Source organism: Paraburkholderia kirstenboschensis (assembly GCF_904848585.1).
GTDB classification, from domain to species: Bacteria; Pseudomonadota; Gammaproteobacteria; order Burkholderiales; family Burkholderiaceae; genus Paraburkholderia; species Paraburkholderia kirstenboschensis.
The window spans coordinates 240,443-257,708 of the sequence record NZ_CAJHCR010000007.1 but is presented as its reverse complement, the minus strand read 5'-3'; the positions used below and the strand labels follow the sequence as shown (position 1 = coordinate 257,708).

Annotated in this window: 15 protein-coding genes; 10 read left to right on the top strand and 5 right to left on the bottom strand. The window is 61.2% G+C overall.

Features of this window, described 5'->3' with window-relative positions:
* Positions 1 to 34 precede the first annotated feature (34 nt).
* The gene (locus JMY24_RS20340) at positions 35 to 1,150 is read left to right on the top strand and encodes a succinylglutamate desuccinylase/aspartoacylase family protein (RefSeq protein WP_128598114.1); all 1,116 of its coding nucleotides are present in this window, start codon (positions 35 to 37) and stop codon (positions 1,148 to 1,150) included.
* 78 nt (positions 1,151 to 1,228) lie between these two features.
* On the opposite strand, the gene JMY24_RS20335 is transcribed toward JMY24_RS20340, so the two are convergent.
* Complete coding sequence (locus JMY24_RS20335) at positions 1,229 to 3,376, bottom strand: phosphocholine-specific phospholipase C (RefSeq protein ID WP_201702747.1); 2,148 nt, start codon at positions 3,374 to 3,376, stop codon at positions 1,229 to 1,231.
* Between the two features lie 58 nt (positions 3,377 to 3,434).
* Complete coding sequence (locus JMY24_RS20330; protein WP_128585282.1) at positions 3,435 to 3,746, bottom strand: hypothetical protein; 312 nt, start codon at positions 3,744 to 3,746, stop codon at positions 3,435 to 3,437.
* Positions 3,747 to 3,958: 212 nt separating this feature from the next.
* Here JMY24_RS20330 and JMY24_RS20325 point away from each other — a divergent pair, with 212 nt between their 5' ends.
* From JMY24_RS20325 to JMY24_RS20305, 5 genes are all read left to right on the top strand, one after another.
* Positions 3,959 to 5,926, top strand: a complete 1,968-nt coding sequence (locus tag JMY24_RS20325; protein WP_128598115.1) for an amylo-alpha-1,6-glucosidase — start codon at positions 3,959 to 3,961, stop codon at positions 5,924 to 5,926.
* 51 nt (positions 5,927 to 5,977) lie between these two features.
* Complete coding sequence (locus JMY24_RS20320; RefSeq protein WP_201702745.1) at positions 5,978 to 8,773, top strand: MGH1-like glycoside hydrolase domain-containing protein; 2,796 nt, start codon at positions 5,978 to 5,980, stop codon at positions 8,771 to 8,773.
* Positions 8,774 to 8,860: 87 nt separating this feature from the next.
* Complete coding sequence (gene zwf, locus JMY24_RS20315; RefSeq protein WP_128598116.1) at positions 8,861 to 10,480, top strand: glucose-6-phosphate dehydrogenase; 1,620 nt, start codon at positions 8,861 to 8,863, stop codon at positions 10,478 to 10,480.
* A 4-nt stretch (positions 10,481 to 10,484) separates the two neighbouring features.
* Positions 10,485 to 11,387 (top strand): ROK family protein, encoded by a 903-nt coding sequence (locus tag JMY24_RS20310; RefSeq protein ID WP_236597462.1) that lies wholly within the window; start codon positions 10,485 to 10,487, stop codon positions 11,385 to 11,387.
* A 42-nt stretch (positions 11,388 to 11,429) separates the two neighbouring features.
* Entirely contained in the window at positions 11,430 to 11,999 is a 570-nt protein-coding gene (locus JMY24_RS20305; RefSeq protein ID WP_128598117.1) for a YbhB/YbcL family Raf kinase inhibitor-like protein, read from the top strand.
* A 37-nt stretch (positions 12,000 to 12,036) separates the two neighbouring features.
* Here JMY24_RS20305 and JMY24_RS20300 read toward each other — a convergent pair whose 3' ends face one another.
* Positions 12,037 to 13,032 carry an aldo/keto reductase gene (locus JMY24_RS20300; protein WP_128598118.1) on the bottom strand — a complete coding sequence of 332 codons (996 nt, stop codon included), beginning with the start codon at positions 13,030 to 13,032 and terminating at the stop codon, positions 12,037 to 12,039.
* Between the two features lie 208 nt (positions 13,033 to 13,240).
* Here JMY24_RS20300 and JMY24_RS20295 point away from each other — a divergent pair, with 208 nt between their 5' ends.
* The gene (locus JMY24_RS20295) at positions 13,241 to 13,978 is read left to right on the top strand and encodes a nitroreductase (protein WP_128585277.1); all 738 of its coding nucleotides are present in this window, start codon (positions 13,241 to 13,243) and stop codon (positions 13,976 to 13,978) included.
* Positions 13,979 to 14,041: 63 nt separating this feature from the next.
* Positions 14,042 to 14,353, top strand: a complete 312-nt coding sequence (locus JMY24_RS20290) for a high-potential iron-sulfur protein (protein WP_128585276.1) — start codon at positions 14,042 to 14,044, stop codon at positions 14,351 to 14,353.
* 22 nt (positions 14,354 to 14,375) lie between these two features.
* On the opposite strand, the gene JMY24_RS20285 is transcribed toward JMY24_RS20290, so the two are convergent.
* Both JMY24_RS20285 and JMY24_RS20280 read right to left on the bottom strand, forming a co-directional pair.
* Positions 14,376 to 14,726 (bottom strand): DOPA 4,5-dioxygenase family protein, encoded by a 351-nt coding sequence (locus tag JMY24_RS20285; RefSeq protein ID WP_128598119.1) that lies wholly within the window; start codon positions 14,724 to 14,726, stop codon positions 14,376 to 14,378.
* Between the two features lie 35 nt (positions 14,727 to 14,761).
* Positions 14,762 to 15,235 carry a GNAT family N-acetyltransferase gene (locus JMY24_RS20280; RefSeq protein ID WP_128585274.1) on the bottom strand — a complete coding sequence of 158 codons (474 nt, stop codon included), beginning with the start codon at positions 15,233 to 15,235 and terminating at the stop codon, positions 14,762 to 14,764.
* 390 nt (positions 15,236 to 15,625) lie between these two features.
* Between JMY24_RS20280 and JMY24_RS20275 the strand changes: the two genes are divergently transcribed.
* Together JMY24_RS20275 and JMY24_RS20270 are read left to right on the top strand one after the other, a co-directional pair.
* The gene (locus JMY24_RS20275; RefSeq protein ID WP_128598120.1) at positions 15,626 to 16,039 is read left to right on the top strand and encodes a hypothetical protein; all 414 of its coding nucleotides are present in this window, start codon (positions 15,626 to 15,628) and stop codon (positions 16,037 to 16,039) included.
* 109 nt (positions 16,040 to 16,148) lie between these two features.
* Positions 16,149 to 16,418: a DUF1488 family protein gene (locus tag JMY24_RS20270; RefSeq protein ID WP_027778246.1), complete on the top strand. Its 270-nt coding sequence runs from the start codon at positions 16,149 to 16,151 to the stop codon at positions 16,416 to 16,418.
* Positions 16,419 to 17,266 lie beyond the last annotated feature (848 nt).

Below are 17,266 nucleotides of genomic sequence, written 5' to 3'. Positions count from 1 at the left end.
CGCGTCTCGCTCTTCAACCGAAAGCTTTCCACTCATGAACAGGCAATCGCATCCGCTTCTTTCGCCGGCTATCGGCACGCACCGCGAACTGGTGTCGTTTCACTTCGGCCCGGTTGGCAGCGGAGAAAAGATCTATATCCAGTCGTCGCTGCATGCCGACGAAACGCCGGCAATGTTGACCACGGTTCTGTTGAAGCGGCGTCTCGTCGAACTCGAACAGCAGGGCGCACTGCATGCACAGATCGTGCTCGTGCCGGTGGCCAATCCGGTGGGACTCGGGCAATACATACTCGGCCAGTTTCTAGGGCGCTTCGATCTTGCGAGCGGCAAGAATTTCAACCGGCATTTCCTGCAGTTTCCCAAGCTGATTGCGCGGGCTCGCGAAGCGCTAGGTGCCGATGCGGCGGAAAACGTGCGCATTGTTCGTCGGTTGATTGCAGAGGAACTGGCTGCGCAGAAACCATTGACCGAGTTCGAGTCTTTGCAATTGGCAATGCTCAAGCTCTCATTCGATGCCGACGTCGTAATAGACCTGCACTGCTCGCTCGAAGCCGCGATGCATCTGTACACGAGCGAGGCGGCGTGGCCGCAATTCGAACCGTTCGCGCGTTATCTTGGCGCACAGGCCTCCTTGCTCGCGACCAACTCGGGCGGCGAGGCCTTCGACGAAACGCACAGCCTGTTGTGGTGGCAATTGCAGCAGGAAATGCCCGCCGACAAGCCGGTGCCCAACGGCGCGATCGCCGTAACGGTGGAATGCCGCGGTCAGCGCGACGTTTCATACGAAGCGGCACAGCAGGATGCCGACGCGATCGTCGATTATCTCGTGTGGCGCAAAGCCATTCGACTTGAAGCGAAGCCGGTGCCGCCGCTGTTGACCGCCGCCACGCCGCTTGCGGGCAGTGAGCAGTTCTATGCGCCAGTGAGCGGCATTCTGATTCATCGCGCGAAAATCGGCGACACGATTCTCGTGGGACAGCCGCTGTTCGATATCGTCGATCCATTGACCGACGAAACGACCACGCTGACGAGTCACACGGAAGGCGTGTTCTATATGCGTCGCGCGATCCGCTTCGTGACGGCAGGCGCGCCTCTGGGTCGAGTGACGGGTGCGCGGCCGTTCAGAACAGGAGTGTTGTTAGGGGCGTGATTGGCGCCAGCATGCGAAGAGACTTCGGCAAGACGCGCAGACAACACGCGCCCAGCCGAAGTCTAAGCTTCATCCGCCTTAAGTCGCCACCAGCACCGGCGCGATTGCAGCCGGATCGCTGATACTCGGCCGGCCATTTTCGACGTGGCCTGCAACGCGGCGCGAGAAGCTCTCGTCGTCGTTACTCGTCACCGTCAAGTCGTACCAGTGATGGCTCGCCGCGAGCACCCACGCCTCTTCGATATGCGCTCCGGCCGGCACCAGCACCGGGCGCGGGCGCGCGCCATACGCATTGTCGGTCACCGTCAAACGCGCGAGCTTGCCGCCCTTGTTGCTGAACTTGAGGAACACGTTGCCGTTCGCAACATCGTATTGCACCTTCACTTCGGGCTGAGCGGGCTTCTCGTTGTGATGCCCCCCGGCAAGCTGCGATGCCTGCGTTGCCGCTACGTTGCCCGCGAATTTGCGCACGAAGCCGTTCGGGCCGAACACTTCGAATGCATATGCGCCATTAGTCGTCGTGAGATCGAACGACTCGCTGAGCGACTTGCCCGCTTCAACGGTGTAACGCCACGGACCGTCCGTGCGGTTCGTCGAGTACACATAGAAGTGCGCGCCCTGATCGCCGGTGTTGCCGATAGAAAGTTCGAACGTGCTCTTCTTCGCGTCGGCCTGGCCGTTCACATGCAGCTCGTACGGCAATGCGCGCGCGAAGCGGATGCCGCCTTCCTGCGGGTCGATCGCGCCCGGCGTCGCTGGGACGGTCGGCTTCGGCTGCGTCGCGCATTGGTTGTCGGCAATGGTCTTGTAGTTGCTCGTGTCGGGCAGCGGCGGCACCTTCGAATCCGGCGTGCGGAAATCGAACGCCGTCGTCAGGTCGCCGCACACAGCGCGACGCCATGCAGTTATGTTCGGCTCGTACACTCCAAAGCGCGTTTCGATGAAGCGGATCACCGACGTGTGATCGAACACCTGCGAGCATACGAAACCGCCCTTGCTCCACGGCGAGACGATCGTCATCGGCACGCGTGGGCCGAGGCCGTAAGGCAGGCCGTCGGCCGTATAGCTGCCGCCGCGACCCGGGTTGACCACGTTGTGAATTTCGCCTTCGGTGCTGACCGTCGACTTGCCTTGCGCGGGCGTGGTCGCGGGCTGCGGCGGCACCATGTGATCGAAGAAGCCGTCGTTCTCGTCGTACATGATGAAGAGCACGGTCTTGCTCCACACCTCCGGGTTCGACGTCAATGCATCCAGAATCTGCGACGTGTATTCGGCGCCATATGCGGGCGTGTATTGCGGATGCTCCGAGTACGCAGCCGGCGGGCACAACCACGAAACTTGCGGCAGCTTGTTGGCGAGCACGTCGGCTTTCAGATCGTCGATGGTGCGCACCGTTTGCGCGCGTTCGTACAACGGCGAGCCCGGCTGCGCGTTGATGAAGTTGCTGAAATTCTGCAGGATGTTGGTACCGTAATTTCCGTTCAACGGATCGGAGCCGGTCAGCCCTTGCTGATAGACCTGCCACGAAATGCCCGCGGCTTGCAGGCGCTCGGGGTACGTGGTCCACGAAAGCAACTGATAGTTCGGCGGGCCGTCGCCGTCCACCCAGTCGTTGTTGTCGAGCAGCGGCCCGCCGAACTTGCCGGTTGGGTCCACGGTGCCGGTCATCAGATACGAGCGGTTCGGGTGCGTCGGTCCCGGCAGCGAACAGAAGTATGCGTCGCACACGGTGAACGCATCGGCGAGCGCGTAGTGGAATGGAATGTCGCCGCGCAGGTGATAGCCCATTGTCATGTCGGTCTTGGTGGCGGGCCACTGGTCGTAGCGGCCGCCGTCGATCGCGGCATGCGTCTTGTACCAGCTGTGATCGAGGTCGCCCACGCATTGCGCGCTCGTCGTGGACGTATCCAGATGGAACGGCAGCACAGGTTTCGTCGGGTCCGCCTTCGACGGTTGATACCACACCGGCTTGCCGCTCGGCAGCGGAATCGGGAAGCGGTCGTTGTAACCACGCACTCCGCGCAAGTGGCCGAAGTAGTGGTCGAACGAGCGGTTCTCCTGCATGAACACGACGATATGTTCGACGTCGCGAATGGTGCCCGTGCGCGAAAACGCGGGAACGGCCAACGCATTGCGGATCGACTCGGGCAGCGCGGTCAGCGCGGCGGCAGCGCCGGCAGATGAAGCCACGGTCTGCAGGAAACGGCGACGGCTATTTGATGTCATCGAATATCACCTTCTGCGGGGGGAAAGAATAGCGCGCCGCGCGCGCCGGTGGAATCGGTCAGTTGCTGTTCGCGCTGTCGCCGGGTGCGTAATGCATGACGGGCGCCACTTGCTGGCTGTCGGCGGCGAGGCTGGCTTGCATGTTCTGCGTGATCGCGTCGGACGCGAGGGCGGGGTCTGCCGCGAGCGTCGACGACGCGTTGAGAGGAAATGCTGGCGAAGATGCTGCAGGAGTCGCCGCGTTGTTCGCCACAACGCCCGGCGATGAAGACGCATTAGCCGACGCGGAATCATCCGCGCCGCAGCCGGTTAGCGCTAACGTTGCGAGCGCAACGAACAGCGCACCAATGAGGCGTATGTCTCTTCTCATGTCTGCATCCAGTTTCGTGAAAGCGGATGCAGTCTCCAACCCTTTCAAGAAATAATTGTGAAACGTTTGCGAGTGGGAAAATTGACTCGCGGTTGTGAGTTCTTCGAAAGCAATCGGAAAGTGATAAGTAGGAGAATGGACACGTTAGCGCCATCTGCTTGACGTTCAAGCACACCGAAACATAGCAACCGCCTTGCACGAGTGCTCACGCCATGACACGCATTGAACGACCTTTCGACATGACGCGTCTCGAAGACGAATGGCTCGAAGCGGACGGCTTCGGCGGCTTCGCATCCGGAACCGTGGGCACGCTGCGCACGCGCCGTTACCACGCGTTGTTGTTGACGGCCACGCGAGCGCCGGGCGGCCGTGTCGTGCTCGTGAACGGTATCGAGGCATGGCTCGAAGCGCATGGCGAGCGTTATCCATTGAGCATGCAACGCTATGTGCCTGATGTGCTCTATCCCGATGCGGCGGCGAACCTGCTCGACTTCACCACGGAACCCTGGCCGACATGGCGCTTCCAGTTCAATACGGAAACGCTTGTCACAGCCGAAGTGTTCGTCAGCAAGGCGACGCGTGAGACGGTATTACGCTGGCGGTGGCAGCGCACGCAAGCAGCATCGCAAGCAGGCGCGCTTACGTTGAAAGTGAGGCCGCTGTTATCGGGCCGCGACTATCACGCGCTGCATCACGAGAACGCTGCGTTCGACTTCAGCGCTCAAGCCGGCAACGATGCCGGCTGCGTAAGCTGGCAACCGTATGGAGATCTGCCGCGTATTCATGCGACGACGAACGGCGTCTACACGCATGCGCCCGACTGGTATCGCAACTTCTGCTACGTTCGGGAGCAGGAGCGCGGGCTCGATTTCAGCGAAGACCTGGCAACGCCCGGCGTCTTCAGTTTCAATCTCGCAGATGCAGACGCAGTGATGATCCTCAGCGCGTCGGATACGACGACCGCACACGCTGCGGCATCGAGCCATGCCGATCAACTGGCCGGCTTCGAACAACAACGCCGCAATGCCTTCGGCTCGCGTCTGCAACGTTCCGCCGACGCCTACGTCGTGCAGCGTAACGAAGGCCGCACAATACTCGCGGGTTTTCCATGGTTCACCGACTGGGGCCGCGATACGTTTATCGCAATGCGCGGTTTGCTGATTGCATCGGGCCGTCTCGACGCTGCCGAGGCGATCCTGCTGGAATGGTCCGAAACTCTGTCCGAGGGCATGCTGCCTAACCGCTTTCCCGATTACGGCGATGCTCCGGAATACAACTCCGTCGATGCATCGCTGTGGTTTATCGTCGCCGTATACGACTATCTGGCGACGAGTCATGCGAGCGCCGCAACCACGAAGCGTCTGCAGCAAGCGGTCGAAGCGATCCTCGGGGGTTATACGCAAGGTACGCGCTTTAACATCAAGGCATCCGAAGAAGATGGTCTGCTATGTGCAGGCGTGCCCGGCATGCAGCTGACATGGATGGACGCGAAGGTCGGCGATTGGGTCGTGACGCCGCGTATCGGCAAACCGGTCGAAGTACAGGCGCTGTGGATCAACGCGTTGCGCATTGCAGCAACGTGGAATCTCAAATGGCAACCACTGGCCGAGCAAGCGTCGCAAGCATTTCTTAAACGCTTCATCGATCCGTCCACGCAAACGCTTTTTGACAACGTCGACGTGGATCATGTGACCGGCACCGTGGACCGCTCGATTCGCCCGAACCAGATTTTCGCGGTCGGCGGTCTGCCTTTTGCATTGCTCGAAGGCGCGGCGGCGCGCGCGGTGGTCGATCAAGTTGAAGCGCAACTGCTCACGCCGCTCGGCTTGCGCACGCTTGCGCCGTCGGACCCCGCTTATCGCGGCCGCTACAGTGGCGCGCCTTACGAACGCGATGGCGCCTATCATCAAGGAACGGCGTGGCCGTGGTTGCTAGGGCCATTCGTCGAGGCCTGGTTGCGCGTGCGCGACACTTCACCAGACTCGCGCCGGGAGGCCCGAACACGATTTCTCGATCCGCTGTACACGCATTTCGATCACGCCGGGCTCGATCACATTTCCGAAATCGCCGACGGCGATGCGCCGCATGCGCCTGCCGGCACACCGTTTCAGGCGTGGTCGCTTGGAGAACTGCTGCGTATAGAACACCTGCTTGCCGGGTTGGATCGCACCGGCGCGTAAACCGCGCTACGATGTGTGTCTCTCCGCCAAGCCCGACGCAAGGATGCTGTCATGCCACCGCTGCGCGCTGCCAATCTGTTAGACACCACTGAAGGCTCACGCCTGCATTCGGCGGATTGCGCCCACTGGCAGCGCTGGGGACCGTACCTCAGCGAGCGCCAATGGGGCACCGTACGTGAAGATTACAGTGCGGACGGCACAGCGTGGGACTACTTTCCGCACGACCATGCACGTAGCCGCGCGTACCGCTGGGGCGAAGACGGCATTGCCGGTTTCGGCGACGACACGCTGAGCTGGTGTGTGTCGCTTGCGTTGTGGAACCGCAAGGACCCGATCCTGAAAGAGCGGCTCTTTGGCCTCACGAATGCGCAGGGCAATCATGGCGAGGACGTGAAGGAGTTGTACTTCTACGTGGACGGCACGCCCACGCATTCGTACATGCGCATGCTCTACAAGTATCCGCACACCGCTTACCCGTATCAGGATCTGGTAGAAGAAAACGCGCGACGTGGCGGCGACATGCCGGAGTACGAGATTCTCGACACCGGTGTGTTCGACGACTTGCGCTATTTCGACGTGCAGGTCGAATACGCCAAGCATGCCCCAAACGACATCGTAATGCGCGTGACAATCGAGAATCGCGCGGATGAATCCGCGTCGCTCGATGTGCTTCCGCAAATCTGGGCGCGCAATTCGTGGTCGTGGAAAGAGAACACGGATAAACCGTCGCTCGTTGCGGGCACCGACCATAACGGCCACGCGCAGTTGATCGGTCATCAGCATGGACAAGAGCCGATCGTCGTGACGGCCTGGTCGAACGACGTGCCGCAAGTCACATGGCTGTTCTGCGAGAACGACACCAACGTGAAGCGCCTCTACGACATGGATTCGGAAGGTCCGTTCAAAGACGGCTTCAACGATTACCTCGTGCATGGCGACCAGCAAGCTGTGCGTCGCGAGCGCGGCACGAAAGCCGGCGCGCATGCGCCGATTGAACTCGCTCCGCACGGCCGCGCGGTGGTCTACATGCGTTGGCGTCCGGAAGCGAGCCCCGACGAAGTGCCGCTCAACGTGGATGCGCTCTTTGCGAAGCGGATCGGCGAGGCCGACGAATTCTACGGCGCGCTGCAACACAACATGGATGACCCTGACGCGCGCCTCGTGCAGCGTCAGGCGCTCGCGGGCATGCTGTGGTCGAAGCAGTATTACCGGTATGACGTGCATCGCTGGCTCGAAGGGGACCCTTTGCAGCCGAAGCCCGCGGCCGCGCGTAAGCGTGGGCGCAACGCGGACTGGATGCATCTGTGCAACGCTGACATCGTGTCGATGCCGGACAAGTGGGAATACCCGTGGTACGCGTCGTGGGATCTCGCGTTCCATGCAGCGGCGTTCGCGCTGATCGATCCCGCGTTCGCGAAGCGTCAGTTGCTGCTGCTGGTGAAAGACCGCTATCAGCATCCGAATGGACAACTGCCCGCCTACGAATGGGCGCTCGGCGACGCAAATCCGCCCGTGCATGCATGGGCTGCCTGGCGCGTCTATGAGATCGACCGTGCGCTCACCGGCAAGCCGGACCGCGATTTCCTCGAGCTGGTCTTTCATAAGTTGCTGCTCAATTTTTCGTGGTGGGTGAATCGCAAGGACGCCGACGGCCACAATATTTTTCAGGGCGGCTTTCTCGGCCTCGACAACGTGGGTATCTTCGATCGCTCGTCGCCGTTGCCAACCGGCGGTCACATCGATCAGGCCGACGGCACCGCGTGGATGGCCGCTTACGCGCTCGACCTGATGCGTATCGCGCTCGAACTCGCGTATGCGAACCATGTGTTCGTCGATATCGGCGTGAAGTTTTTCGAGCACTTCCTGTACATCGCGCAAGCCGTGAGTTGCGACGACGGCTGCGATACCGGACTCTGGGACAGCGAGGACGAGTTCTTCTACGACAAACTGCGCCTGCCTGACGGCAGCAGCATTCCCATGCGTGTACGTTCGATTGTCGGGCTCATTCCGCTTTTCGCGGTGCACGTGCTCGAAGAGCGTTTGCATGGTCACTTGCCTGGATTGCGGGATCGGCTTGTCTGGTTCCTCAGGCATCGTCCCGACCTCGCAAAGCTCGTCTCGCGCTGGAACGAACCGGGCAAGGGTAATGCGCTGCTGCTGTCGGTGTTGCGCGGGCATCGTATGAAAGCGCTGCTGCGGCGCGCGCTCGACGAGAGCGAATTCCTCTCCGATCATGGCGTGCGCGCGCTGTCCCGATACCATCGCGATCATCCGTTCGTCTTCAACCACAACGGCAACAGCTTTACCGTCAAATACCTGCCGGCAGAATCGGATACGCGCGTGTTTGGCGGCAATTCGAACTGGCGCGGTCCGGTGTGGATGCCGGTCAACTATCTGTTGATCGAATCGCTATACGAATTTCACCGCTATTACGGCGACGAATTCCGCGTCGAATATCCGACCGGTTCGGGCCAGAAGTTCTCGCTGTGCGAAATCGCCGACGAACTCGCCCGCCGCGCGACAACGCTGTTCCTGAAGAACAAGGACGGCGAGCGTCCGGTAATGGGTGCTTATCCTTTGCTGCAAGCCGACCCGCGTTCGAGCGATCTGGTTCTGTTCCATGAGTATTTCCACGGCGACAATGGACGCGGCGTCGGCGCTTCGCATCAAACGGGCTGGAGCGGACTCGTAGCGCTGCTGTTACAGCCGCGTGTCATGGCCGCTTCCGGCAGCGTGCCGCTCGCGGGCGAGGCGGGGCGCGCGCCGATTCCGACTGCGCCGTCGGCACCGGCACGAGAGGTCGAGCCTGAAACGGCGTCTGCGTTGGCGACCAGTTCCGTCAAATAGCGCGCTATCGTTTTGAACTGTGTGGCTGCGGGCGTGGTCTTTCAAGTATTGCCACGTCCGTTTCATTGGCTTCTTCAAGTGAATCCCATGCCGACTACACCGAATCCTCAAGCCGCTAATCCTTCGAACGCAGACGCTAACGGTAACGTTGCTGTCGAGCGGAGTTGCAAGGTCAGTGCCACTGCGCACGGCGAGCCGCCGTCGCCTGCGGGCAAACGACCCGCGCCGCCTTGCACGCTGGTGATCTTCGGTGCGGGCGGCGACCTTACGAAGCGCCTGCTGATGCCCGCGCTTTACAACCTCGCGGTGGACGGCCTGCTCGACAACGGCATGCAGATTGTCGGCGTCAATCATGGCGCGCGGGAGACGGTCGAGTGGCGCGAAGACCTGCACCAGTCGCTGCAAAAATTCGCTGCCGACAAGGCCAGCACCTTTCACGCCGGCAAGCTGGATGACAACGCGTGGGACTGGGTCGCGCAACGCCTCGAATATATGGCCGGCGAGTTCGAGACACCCGACACCTTCGCGCGGCTCAAGCAGAAACTCGCCCAGGCGCCGGGCGGCAATGTGATTTTCTATCTGGCGGTCACTTCGCGTTTCTTCAAACCGATCGTCGAGCATTTGGGCGAGGCAGGTTTGCTCAAGGAAGGCGATGGCTTTCGCCGCATCGTGATCGAGAAGCCATTCGGCACCGACCTGGCAACAGCGCGCGATCTGAATGCGCATATCCTTTCATACGCGAAGGAATCGCAGATTTATCGCATCGACCACTTTCTCGGCAAGGACACGGTGCAGAGCATTCTTGCCGTGCGCTTCGCCAACGCGCTATTCGAGCCGGTATGGCGGCGTGAATATATCGACAGTGTGCAAATCACGGCGGCCGAAACAATCGGCGTGGAAGGGCGCGGCAAGTTCTACGAGCAAACCGGCGCGTTTCGCGACATGGTGCCGAACCACCTGTTCCAGTTGCTCGGCATGGTCGCCATGGAGCCGCCCAATTCATTCGATGCCGAAGCCGTGCGCGATAAGAAGGCCGAAATTTTCGACGCCATCTTGCCGCTGACGCCGAACGACGTCGTGTTCGGTCAATACGAAAACGGCGCCACGGGCGTGGGTTATCGCGAAGAGCCGGATGTTGCGCCTAACAGCACGACCGAAACATATGCCGCCGCGCGCGTGTTCGTAGAAAATTGGCGCTGGGCTGGCGTGCCTTTTTATCTGCGCACGGGCAAGCGGCTTGCCGCGCGCCGCACGGAAATTTCAGTGCAACTGAAACCCGTGCCGTTCCGTTTGTTCCGCGACACGCCTGTCGACGCGCTTACGCCTAACGTGCTGACTTTGCGCATCGACCCCGCGCACGGCACGAGTTTCGACTTCAACGTAAAAACGCCGGGCCCGGTGATGCAGATCGGCCCGGTACAGTCTTCGTTCGATTACGGCGATTTTTTCACGGAACGCGCGAACGTAGGCTATGAAACGCTGCTGTACGACTGCATGCTGGGTGACGAAACATTGTTCCAGCGCGCCGACAGCATCGAAACGAGCTGGTGCGCGGTGGACGATGTGTTGCATCCGAAAACCGGCGGCGCGGTTCCGGTGCACGGCTATCCGGCCGGCAGCGAAGGACCCGCCGAAGCAGATGCGCTGCTGGCGCGCGACGGCCGCGCATGGCGTCCGTTGAAAGCAGGCGCGGTCCAGAAGAAGTAATGCCATGAAGCACAACCACACATATGGGGTAACCGTGGCGACATCCAAAGCAAAGGCGGCGAACGCGGCTAAGGCTGCTAAGGCGGCGAACGCGGCGAATGCGGCGAATGCGGCAAAAGCCGCACAAGCAGCAACGAGCGACGAGCGGATTCTCGCAATCGACGTGGGCGGCACCGGCTTGAAAGCGGCAATCATCGACGCGGACGGCAAGATGCAAACCGAGCGCGTGCGTGTGGCGACACCGCATCCGTGCACGCCGGATCAACTCGTAGATGCGTTGGCGAAACTCGTGGAGCCGCTGATCGGAAAAGCGCCGCCCGCGCTGATGTCGATAGGCTTTCCAGGCGTAGTGCGCAACAACCGCATTCTGACGGCGCCGCATTTCGGCGTGGAAGGTTGGCACGACTTTCCGCTTGCCGATCTGCTCGCGCAAAAGCTCGGCGGTTTGCCGGTGCGCATGATCAACGACGCCGAGATGCAGGGCTTCGCCGCGATAGAAGGCAAAGGGATTGAATTCGTCCTGACGCTCGGCACCGGCGCGGGAACGGCGCTCTTTCGCGACGGCGAGTTGATGCCTCATCTGGAACTTGCGCACCATCCGGTGAGCAACAAAGGCGTTGCTTACGACGAGTACATCGGCGACGCCGCGCGCGAAAAAGCCGGGAATAAGCGCTGGAACCGGCGCGTTGAAAAAGTGATTCGAATTCTCGATTCGCTCGTGAATTACGATAAGTTGTGGATCGGCGGCGGTAACGCGGCACGCCTGAAATTCGAATTGCCGGCGAACGTGGCGACGGTTTCGAACGATGCGGGCATTGAAGGCGGCGCGCGGTTATGGCATCCGCGGTCGGTGCGCGAAACGCGGCAGCTTCCCGAAGCGAATGCGCGCACTGGCGAATTCGAATAATTTCAACTCGCGCCAATCGCAAATAGCCCGGAGCAAGCAGCAATGATTCGAAAGAGTTACGTTGGCGCTGCGCGGCGCCTGATGTCTGCCAGCGTGGGCATGATGCTCGCCTTCACCGTGACTGCTGCATATGCGGCTGAGGCGTTCACGTTGACGTCGCCGGGCCTGGCCGACGGCGGAACACTCGAATCGACTCACGCGGCTAGCGCCAATAACTGCGGCGGCGGCAACGTGTCGCCGGCGTTGCAATGGCGCAATCCGCCCACAGGCACTAACAGCTATGCGGTGACGATCTTCGATCCTGACGGCGCGAAGGGTTTAGGCATCGTGCATTGGGTTCTATACGGCATTGCGCCTTCCGTTACCTCGCTCGGCGCGGGAGCCGCACCGCCGCCAGGCAGCGTCGCGGGAACGAATCGCACCGGTGGTCAGGGCTATTACGGACCATGCCCGCCGGTCGGTGATGTGCCGCATCACTACGTCGTGCAGGTCTATGCGCTCGATCTCGCGCCGGACGCGTTGCCGGCCGGCTTGACCAGAGACGCGCTGTTCGTCGCAATGAAAGATCACGTGATTGCGGCAGCCAGCACAGTGCTTCGATACGGGCGATGATCGCAGCTGACTTGCTGCCGGCGATCACCCGCCACGTTTAGCGCGCCGCGTCGCCCCACCGATATTCGACGCTGGCCTCGTCGAGTTGCTTCTTGATGTCGGTGTCCAGCACGAGTTCGGACGCTGCCAACGTATCGTTCAATTGCTCGGCGCGGCTCGCGCCGATAATCGCCGACGTGATGAGTGGGTTCGCCAGCACCCATGCAAGCGACATGCGCGTCAGCGACTCGCCGGTCGGCTCGACAATCGCTTTCAGCCGCTCGATCGTCTCGAACTCGCGTTGGTGCCAGTACCGCTCCTGATACATGGCGCCCGCCTTGCCGACGCTTTCAGTGAAGCGGCCCGTTGTGGGCGTTGCATCGAGCTTGTGCTTGCCGGTCAGCAAGCCGCCCGCGAGCGGGTTGTACGGCATCACTGCAAGTTGCTCCTCCGTGGCCAACGGCAGCAGTTCGCGTTCGATCTGGCGGAACAGCAGGTTATAACGCGGCTGCACCGAGACGAAGCGCGCCACCCTCAGCACGTCGGCGCGACCAAGCGCACGCGCGAGCCGATACGCAAGAAAGTTCGACACGCCGATGTAGCGCGCTTTGCCCGAGCGCACGATCACGTCCAGCGCTTCGAGTGTTTCGTCGAGCGGAGTGTTCGCGTCGTCGGAATGGAGTTGATAGAGGTCCACGTAATCGGTGCCGAGACGCTGCAGCGAGGCGTCGATTGCATCGAGCAGATGCTTGCGCGACGCGCCCTGGTCCCATGCCGAAGGGCCCATCTTGCCGACTGCCTTCGTGGCCAGAATGAAGCGGTCGCGCTTGCCCTTCAGCCAGCGCCCGACGATTTCCTCCGTGCGTCCCGCATTGCCCTCGCCGCCGCCGAGCGGATAAACGTTGGCCGTATCGATGAAATTCACGCCGGCGTCGGCGGCAGTATCGAGAATGCGGCGCGAAGCGTCTTCTTCGGTTTGCAGGCCGAAGGTCATTGTGCCGAGACACAAACGGGAAACAGTCAGGCCAGTGCGGCCGAATTTACGGTATTGCATGCACGACTCCGAAATTGAACGGAACGGGTTGCGATAGGGGATGCGGCAAGAAGCGTGCAAAGAGGATAAACGCAAAACGATAGTTGCGTTTGCAGGCGCGCACGCATGCATTGCAAACGTAAGCTGCGCGCTTGCCCGCTTGAAAATGGCCGCTCGCGCTAGAATCGTTGCAGCGCATTTGCTTACCGCTTCAACCGGAATTCCGACGATGACACGCCCAGCCGCCGCAGTTACGAACCACGCCACGAACCAGACCGCAAGCCAAGCGCAAAGCTTGGTGGATGCCGCGCTCGTCACGCGCCGCTCGGTCCGCGCATTTCTGCCGACGCCCGTGCCGCGCGCGGACATCGAGGCGATTCTCGAAGTGGCGAGCCGCGCGCCCTCCGGCACCAACACGCAGCCGTGGAAAGTCTATGTGGTGACGGGCGAGTCGCTCGCGCGTCTGTCGCAGGCCTTGCTGACGGCTTACGATCATCCGGAGCGCGACACGCTCTATCGCGAGGAATATCCGTACTATCCGCGCGAATGGGTGTCGCCTTACATCGACCGCCGCCGCAAGATCGGCTGGGATCTGTACGGACTGCTCGGCATTGGAAAGGACGACAAGGTGCGCATGCATGAACAGCACGCGCAGAACTATCGCTTTTTTGGCGCGCCTGTGGGTCTGTTCTTCACCATCAACCGCGTGATGGAGCGGGGCAGCTGGCTCGATTACGGCATGTTCATGCAAGCCATCATGACGGCGGCGCGCGGGCGTGGCCTCGACACCTGCCCGCAGGCCGCGTTCACGCCGTTTCATCAGGTGATCGCGGCTCAACTCGATCTGCCGCCCGAGGAGCAACTGGTGTGCGGCATGTCGCTCGGTTTCGCAGACGAAAGCGCGCCGGTCAACGCACTGCGCTCCGAACGAGAACCGGTTGAACGATTCACGCGGTTCCTCGATTGAACGCCTGACGATAAAACGGCCTGTGGTTCAGGCGCGTCCCACTGCGTGCATAGGAGTCGAATAATGAAAACATCGCGCCGCCATTTTTTATTGCTGGGCGTGAGCGCGGGCTCATCGCTCATGCTTTCGCGCCCGGCGTTTGCCGCCGGCGCGAACACACTTAGCGAGGCAGACCCGCAGGCGCAGGCGCTCGGCTATAAAGACGATGTGTCGAAGGTCGACAAGGCGAAGTATCCGCAGTACGCGGCGGGGCAAAACTGCGCGACATGTTCGCTGTTTCAGGGCAAGGCTACCGATGCGTACGGCGGCTGCACTCTGTTCGGCGACAAGCAGGTCGCCGCGCGCGGCTGGTGCAGCTCGTACACGAACATGTGAGCCGCGGGCAGCCGCGCATTCGTCATATCAACGCGCCGAGCACGAGCTCGTGCGAGCGGCCGATCCACACGGCGGCGTCACGGTGATCGCGCAGCGCGTCCCCGGTATTCGGGTGCACGAAAATGTCGAGCGCGCCGTGATTGAGCGTGAGCCAGCCGATGAGTTCGCCGAACTGCTCATGAGCGAAAGCCATTTGATACGACCACATAGGGTGGGGCCCGACCGGGCGCTCGTGAAAACGGCCCATCTGCAGCTTGCCATGCCAACGCGCTTCGATCTGCTCACGAAACGCCCAGGCGCTGTCGCGCGTCGCGGAATCGAAATAGACATGCGCGTGCCAGCTTTGAATCGCGGAAGTGTCACGAAGAGTCATGCTGAGCCTTTGGTGTGTCAGTCGTTATCCGCCATTTATTCTGCTTCAGTTTCCGCCGACGCGCGCGGCGCGCGCCTCATGTGAAACTGTCTTTCATCCTCGCCCACGATTTCGAAACCGAGCCGCTCGTATAGGCGCTGTGCCAGGTTACCTTTGAGCACCTTTAGCGCGACGGGCAATGCGTCGGCGTCGGCGGCGCGCAGCACTGTGCTGAGCGCTCGTTCGCCGATGCCGCGCCTTTGCAGCGCGGGCGCGATCTGCAATTGAACGACTAGCCATTCAGTATCAGTGCGATGCGCTTTGAGCAAACCGGCAGGCATGCCGTCGACACAAATGACACGCGCGGCGTCGTAACGATGCAGCAAACGCGCGAGGTGTTCGGCGTCGTCCGCAGGTTCGCCGACACGCGCGAGGTGTTCGGTCATCGTCGTCTTGCGCAATTCGAAGAGAAAGGGCTCGTCCCGCGCGACGGCGGGGCGCAGGGTCATCGCAGCTTCGTCGTCGGACATGTGGGAGCGGTGCCGGGTGCGGGTCCCGTTAGTAAGAATTGGCGCGAATTGTCACGCTGCCAGTGCTTTTTTACCATGCTAGCTTGTTCCAGTGCGCGCGCCTGCGCAGAGAATGTGGGTTGGCCGCCGCTCGCGCGGCTCACGAAAGCCGGAAGCGGCGCCGTGACTTTAGCCGCGATGCATCAGGCGCCGCCGATGTTTGCCGCTTGCGCGACACGCTGTGCACGCGCGCTCTGCGTGTCGCCGGAGCGTGAGCGCAACGCGTTTCGGTTTGATTGGCATGTGCCTTGCTTTTGCCCTACCCGCGGATTGCTACGCGCGCAGGTTCGAGACTTTGCGCGCGACACGCCGAAACGCCGGGAAACGGCGCCACTTGGCATACAACGAACAATGCTGAACACGAAACCACATGTTCTGACGCGCGCGATAGATGGCGACGCGATGACGCTCGTCTTCTATCCCGACACAGGCTGCCTGCGTTTCGCCGATTCACGCGGTGTGGTGTGTCACGAACTACGGCCGCCGCATTCCTGGTTTGCGATTTCGTCCGCGTTGCGCGAAGTGCGCGGCGGGACACACTCGATGTCCGAAGGCTTGAGTACGCTATTGCATGACTTCTGTGTGAAACGCTCGTGGTGGTTGAGCGGCCGAGCGCGCATGCCTGCATCGGCGAGCGCGCGAGCGTTTCCGCCGGCGCTTCGCCTCGCGCCCCGGCTCGCGTCTACGCCGGCGGTGTCGTCGGGAGATGCGGACATGCACGCGCCGTTGCGTTCGCTTACGATGAACGTGGCGGCAGCACAGTAGCGAATTCATCAGCCGAAAGATCGATGCCGGTTTGCGTGTCTATTCAGTTTTGTTCGGTGTCGTCCGTTTCAGTACGGCGGACGGCATAACCAACTTTGCGAGGTGGGCCATGGAGATTATCGAGCTTGAACCTAGCGTCTCGGCAGACGGGCGCGCGGTGATTTTCCAGCTTTCGGCGCGAGGACGAGACCTCGAATGCGCGGTGACGCGTGAAGCGCTGGAGCAGCATTTCTGGCTGCAACGCGGCGCTGCCGAGGACCGCATGCTGAAAACGTTTGCGGATGGCCGCAAACGCATCACAGCTGTCGCCGAAAGAAAAATGCTGGCACGTCCGGGAGATAGAGTCCTGTTGACGATCAGCGATTTTGCCGCGCGCTGATGGCGGTTCATTGCTGTGCACGCATCGTCCGCGTGACGTTGCGTGCGATCGCGTCGCGCTGAGTCTTGTGCGAGCGGGCGCTCGATCGCGCCGCCGCTCGCCGGCTTGTTCCGCCATTCGCGTGTGAGCCATTCACGCGGCTTGCGCATCCCTCCTGCATGCGTCCCCGATTGTTACGCCGATTCGTCAAACTGGCGCGGCAAATCCCTTCCTTTTGCCCAATTGCCTGAGCGCTCGCTCGCATAAACTGTTTTCCATGGAGCGACAAGTCACCGAGCTCCATCGACGCGGTCTTCCCCCGTGTTGTTTTGAACCGTACCGTTGATGGCAGTTTGCCGCGGTGTTCCACGCGGCAGGGCAGTAACGCAGCACGAAGTAGAAGCAGAACAATGGCGCAGTAGCAGGTGACGTAGCAACAACCGTTTTTGCAGTGCTGGTAGTAGTTGACCTGGCAACGACCGTTTTCCAGTAACAGTTGAAGTCGCAACGAAAGTCTCAGCAGTAGCAGTACAAGTACAGAAGATGTCTTCGCAACAGCAGCATAAGTAGCAAGACAGGTAGTAACAGCGTTTCAGTTTCGATGGTCACAGGTCGGCGAGCATCCACGCGCGAGCACGACTCTTCCATCCTGTCCGGCCCTGTTCTCTCGCGGGAACAGGGTTTTTTTTCGTCGATGCGATGAAGGCGCGCGACCTTCGCGTTTTAAGCCGGACTTAATATTCGCTTGCCATCATGCTTACACAGACTCACATTAGAGGCTGTCCAGCCGCCGGCGCATCGGCGGCACTCGTCGCCGGGAAATCATACCGATCGTGCGACGAAGCCGAGAGTTAGCGAAGGAGGTGAAA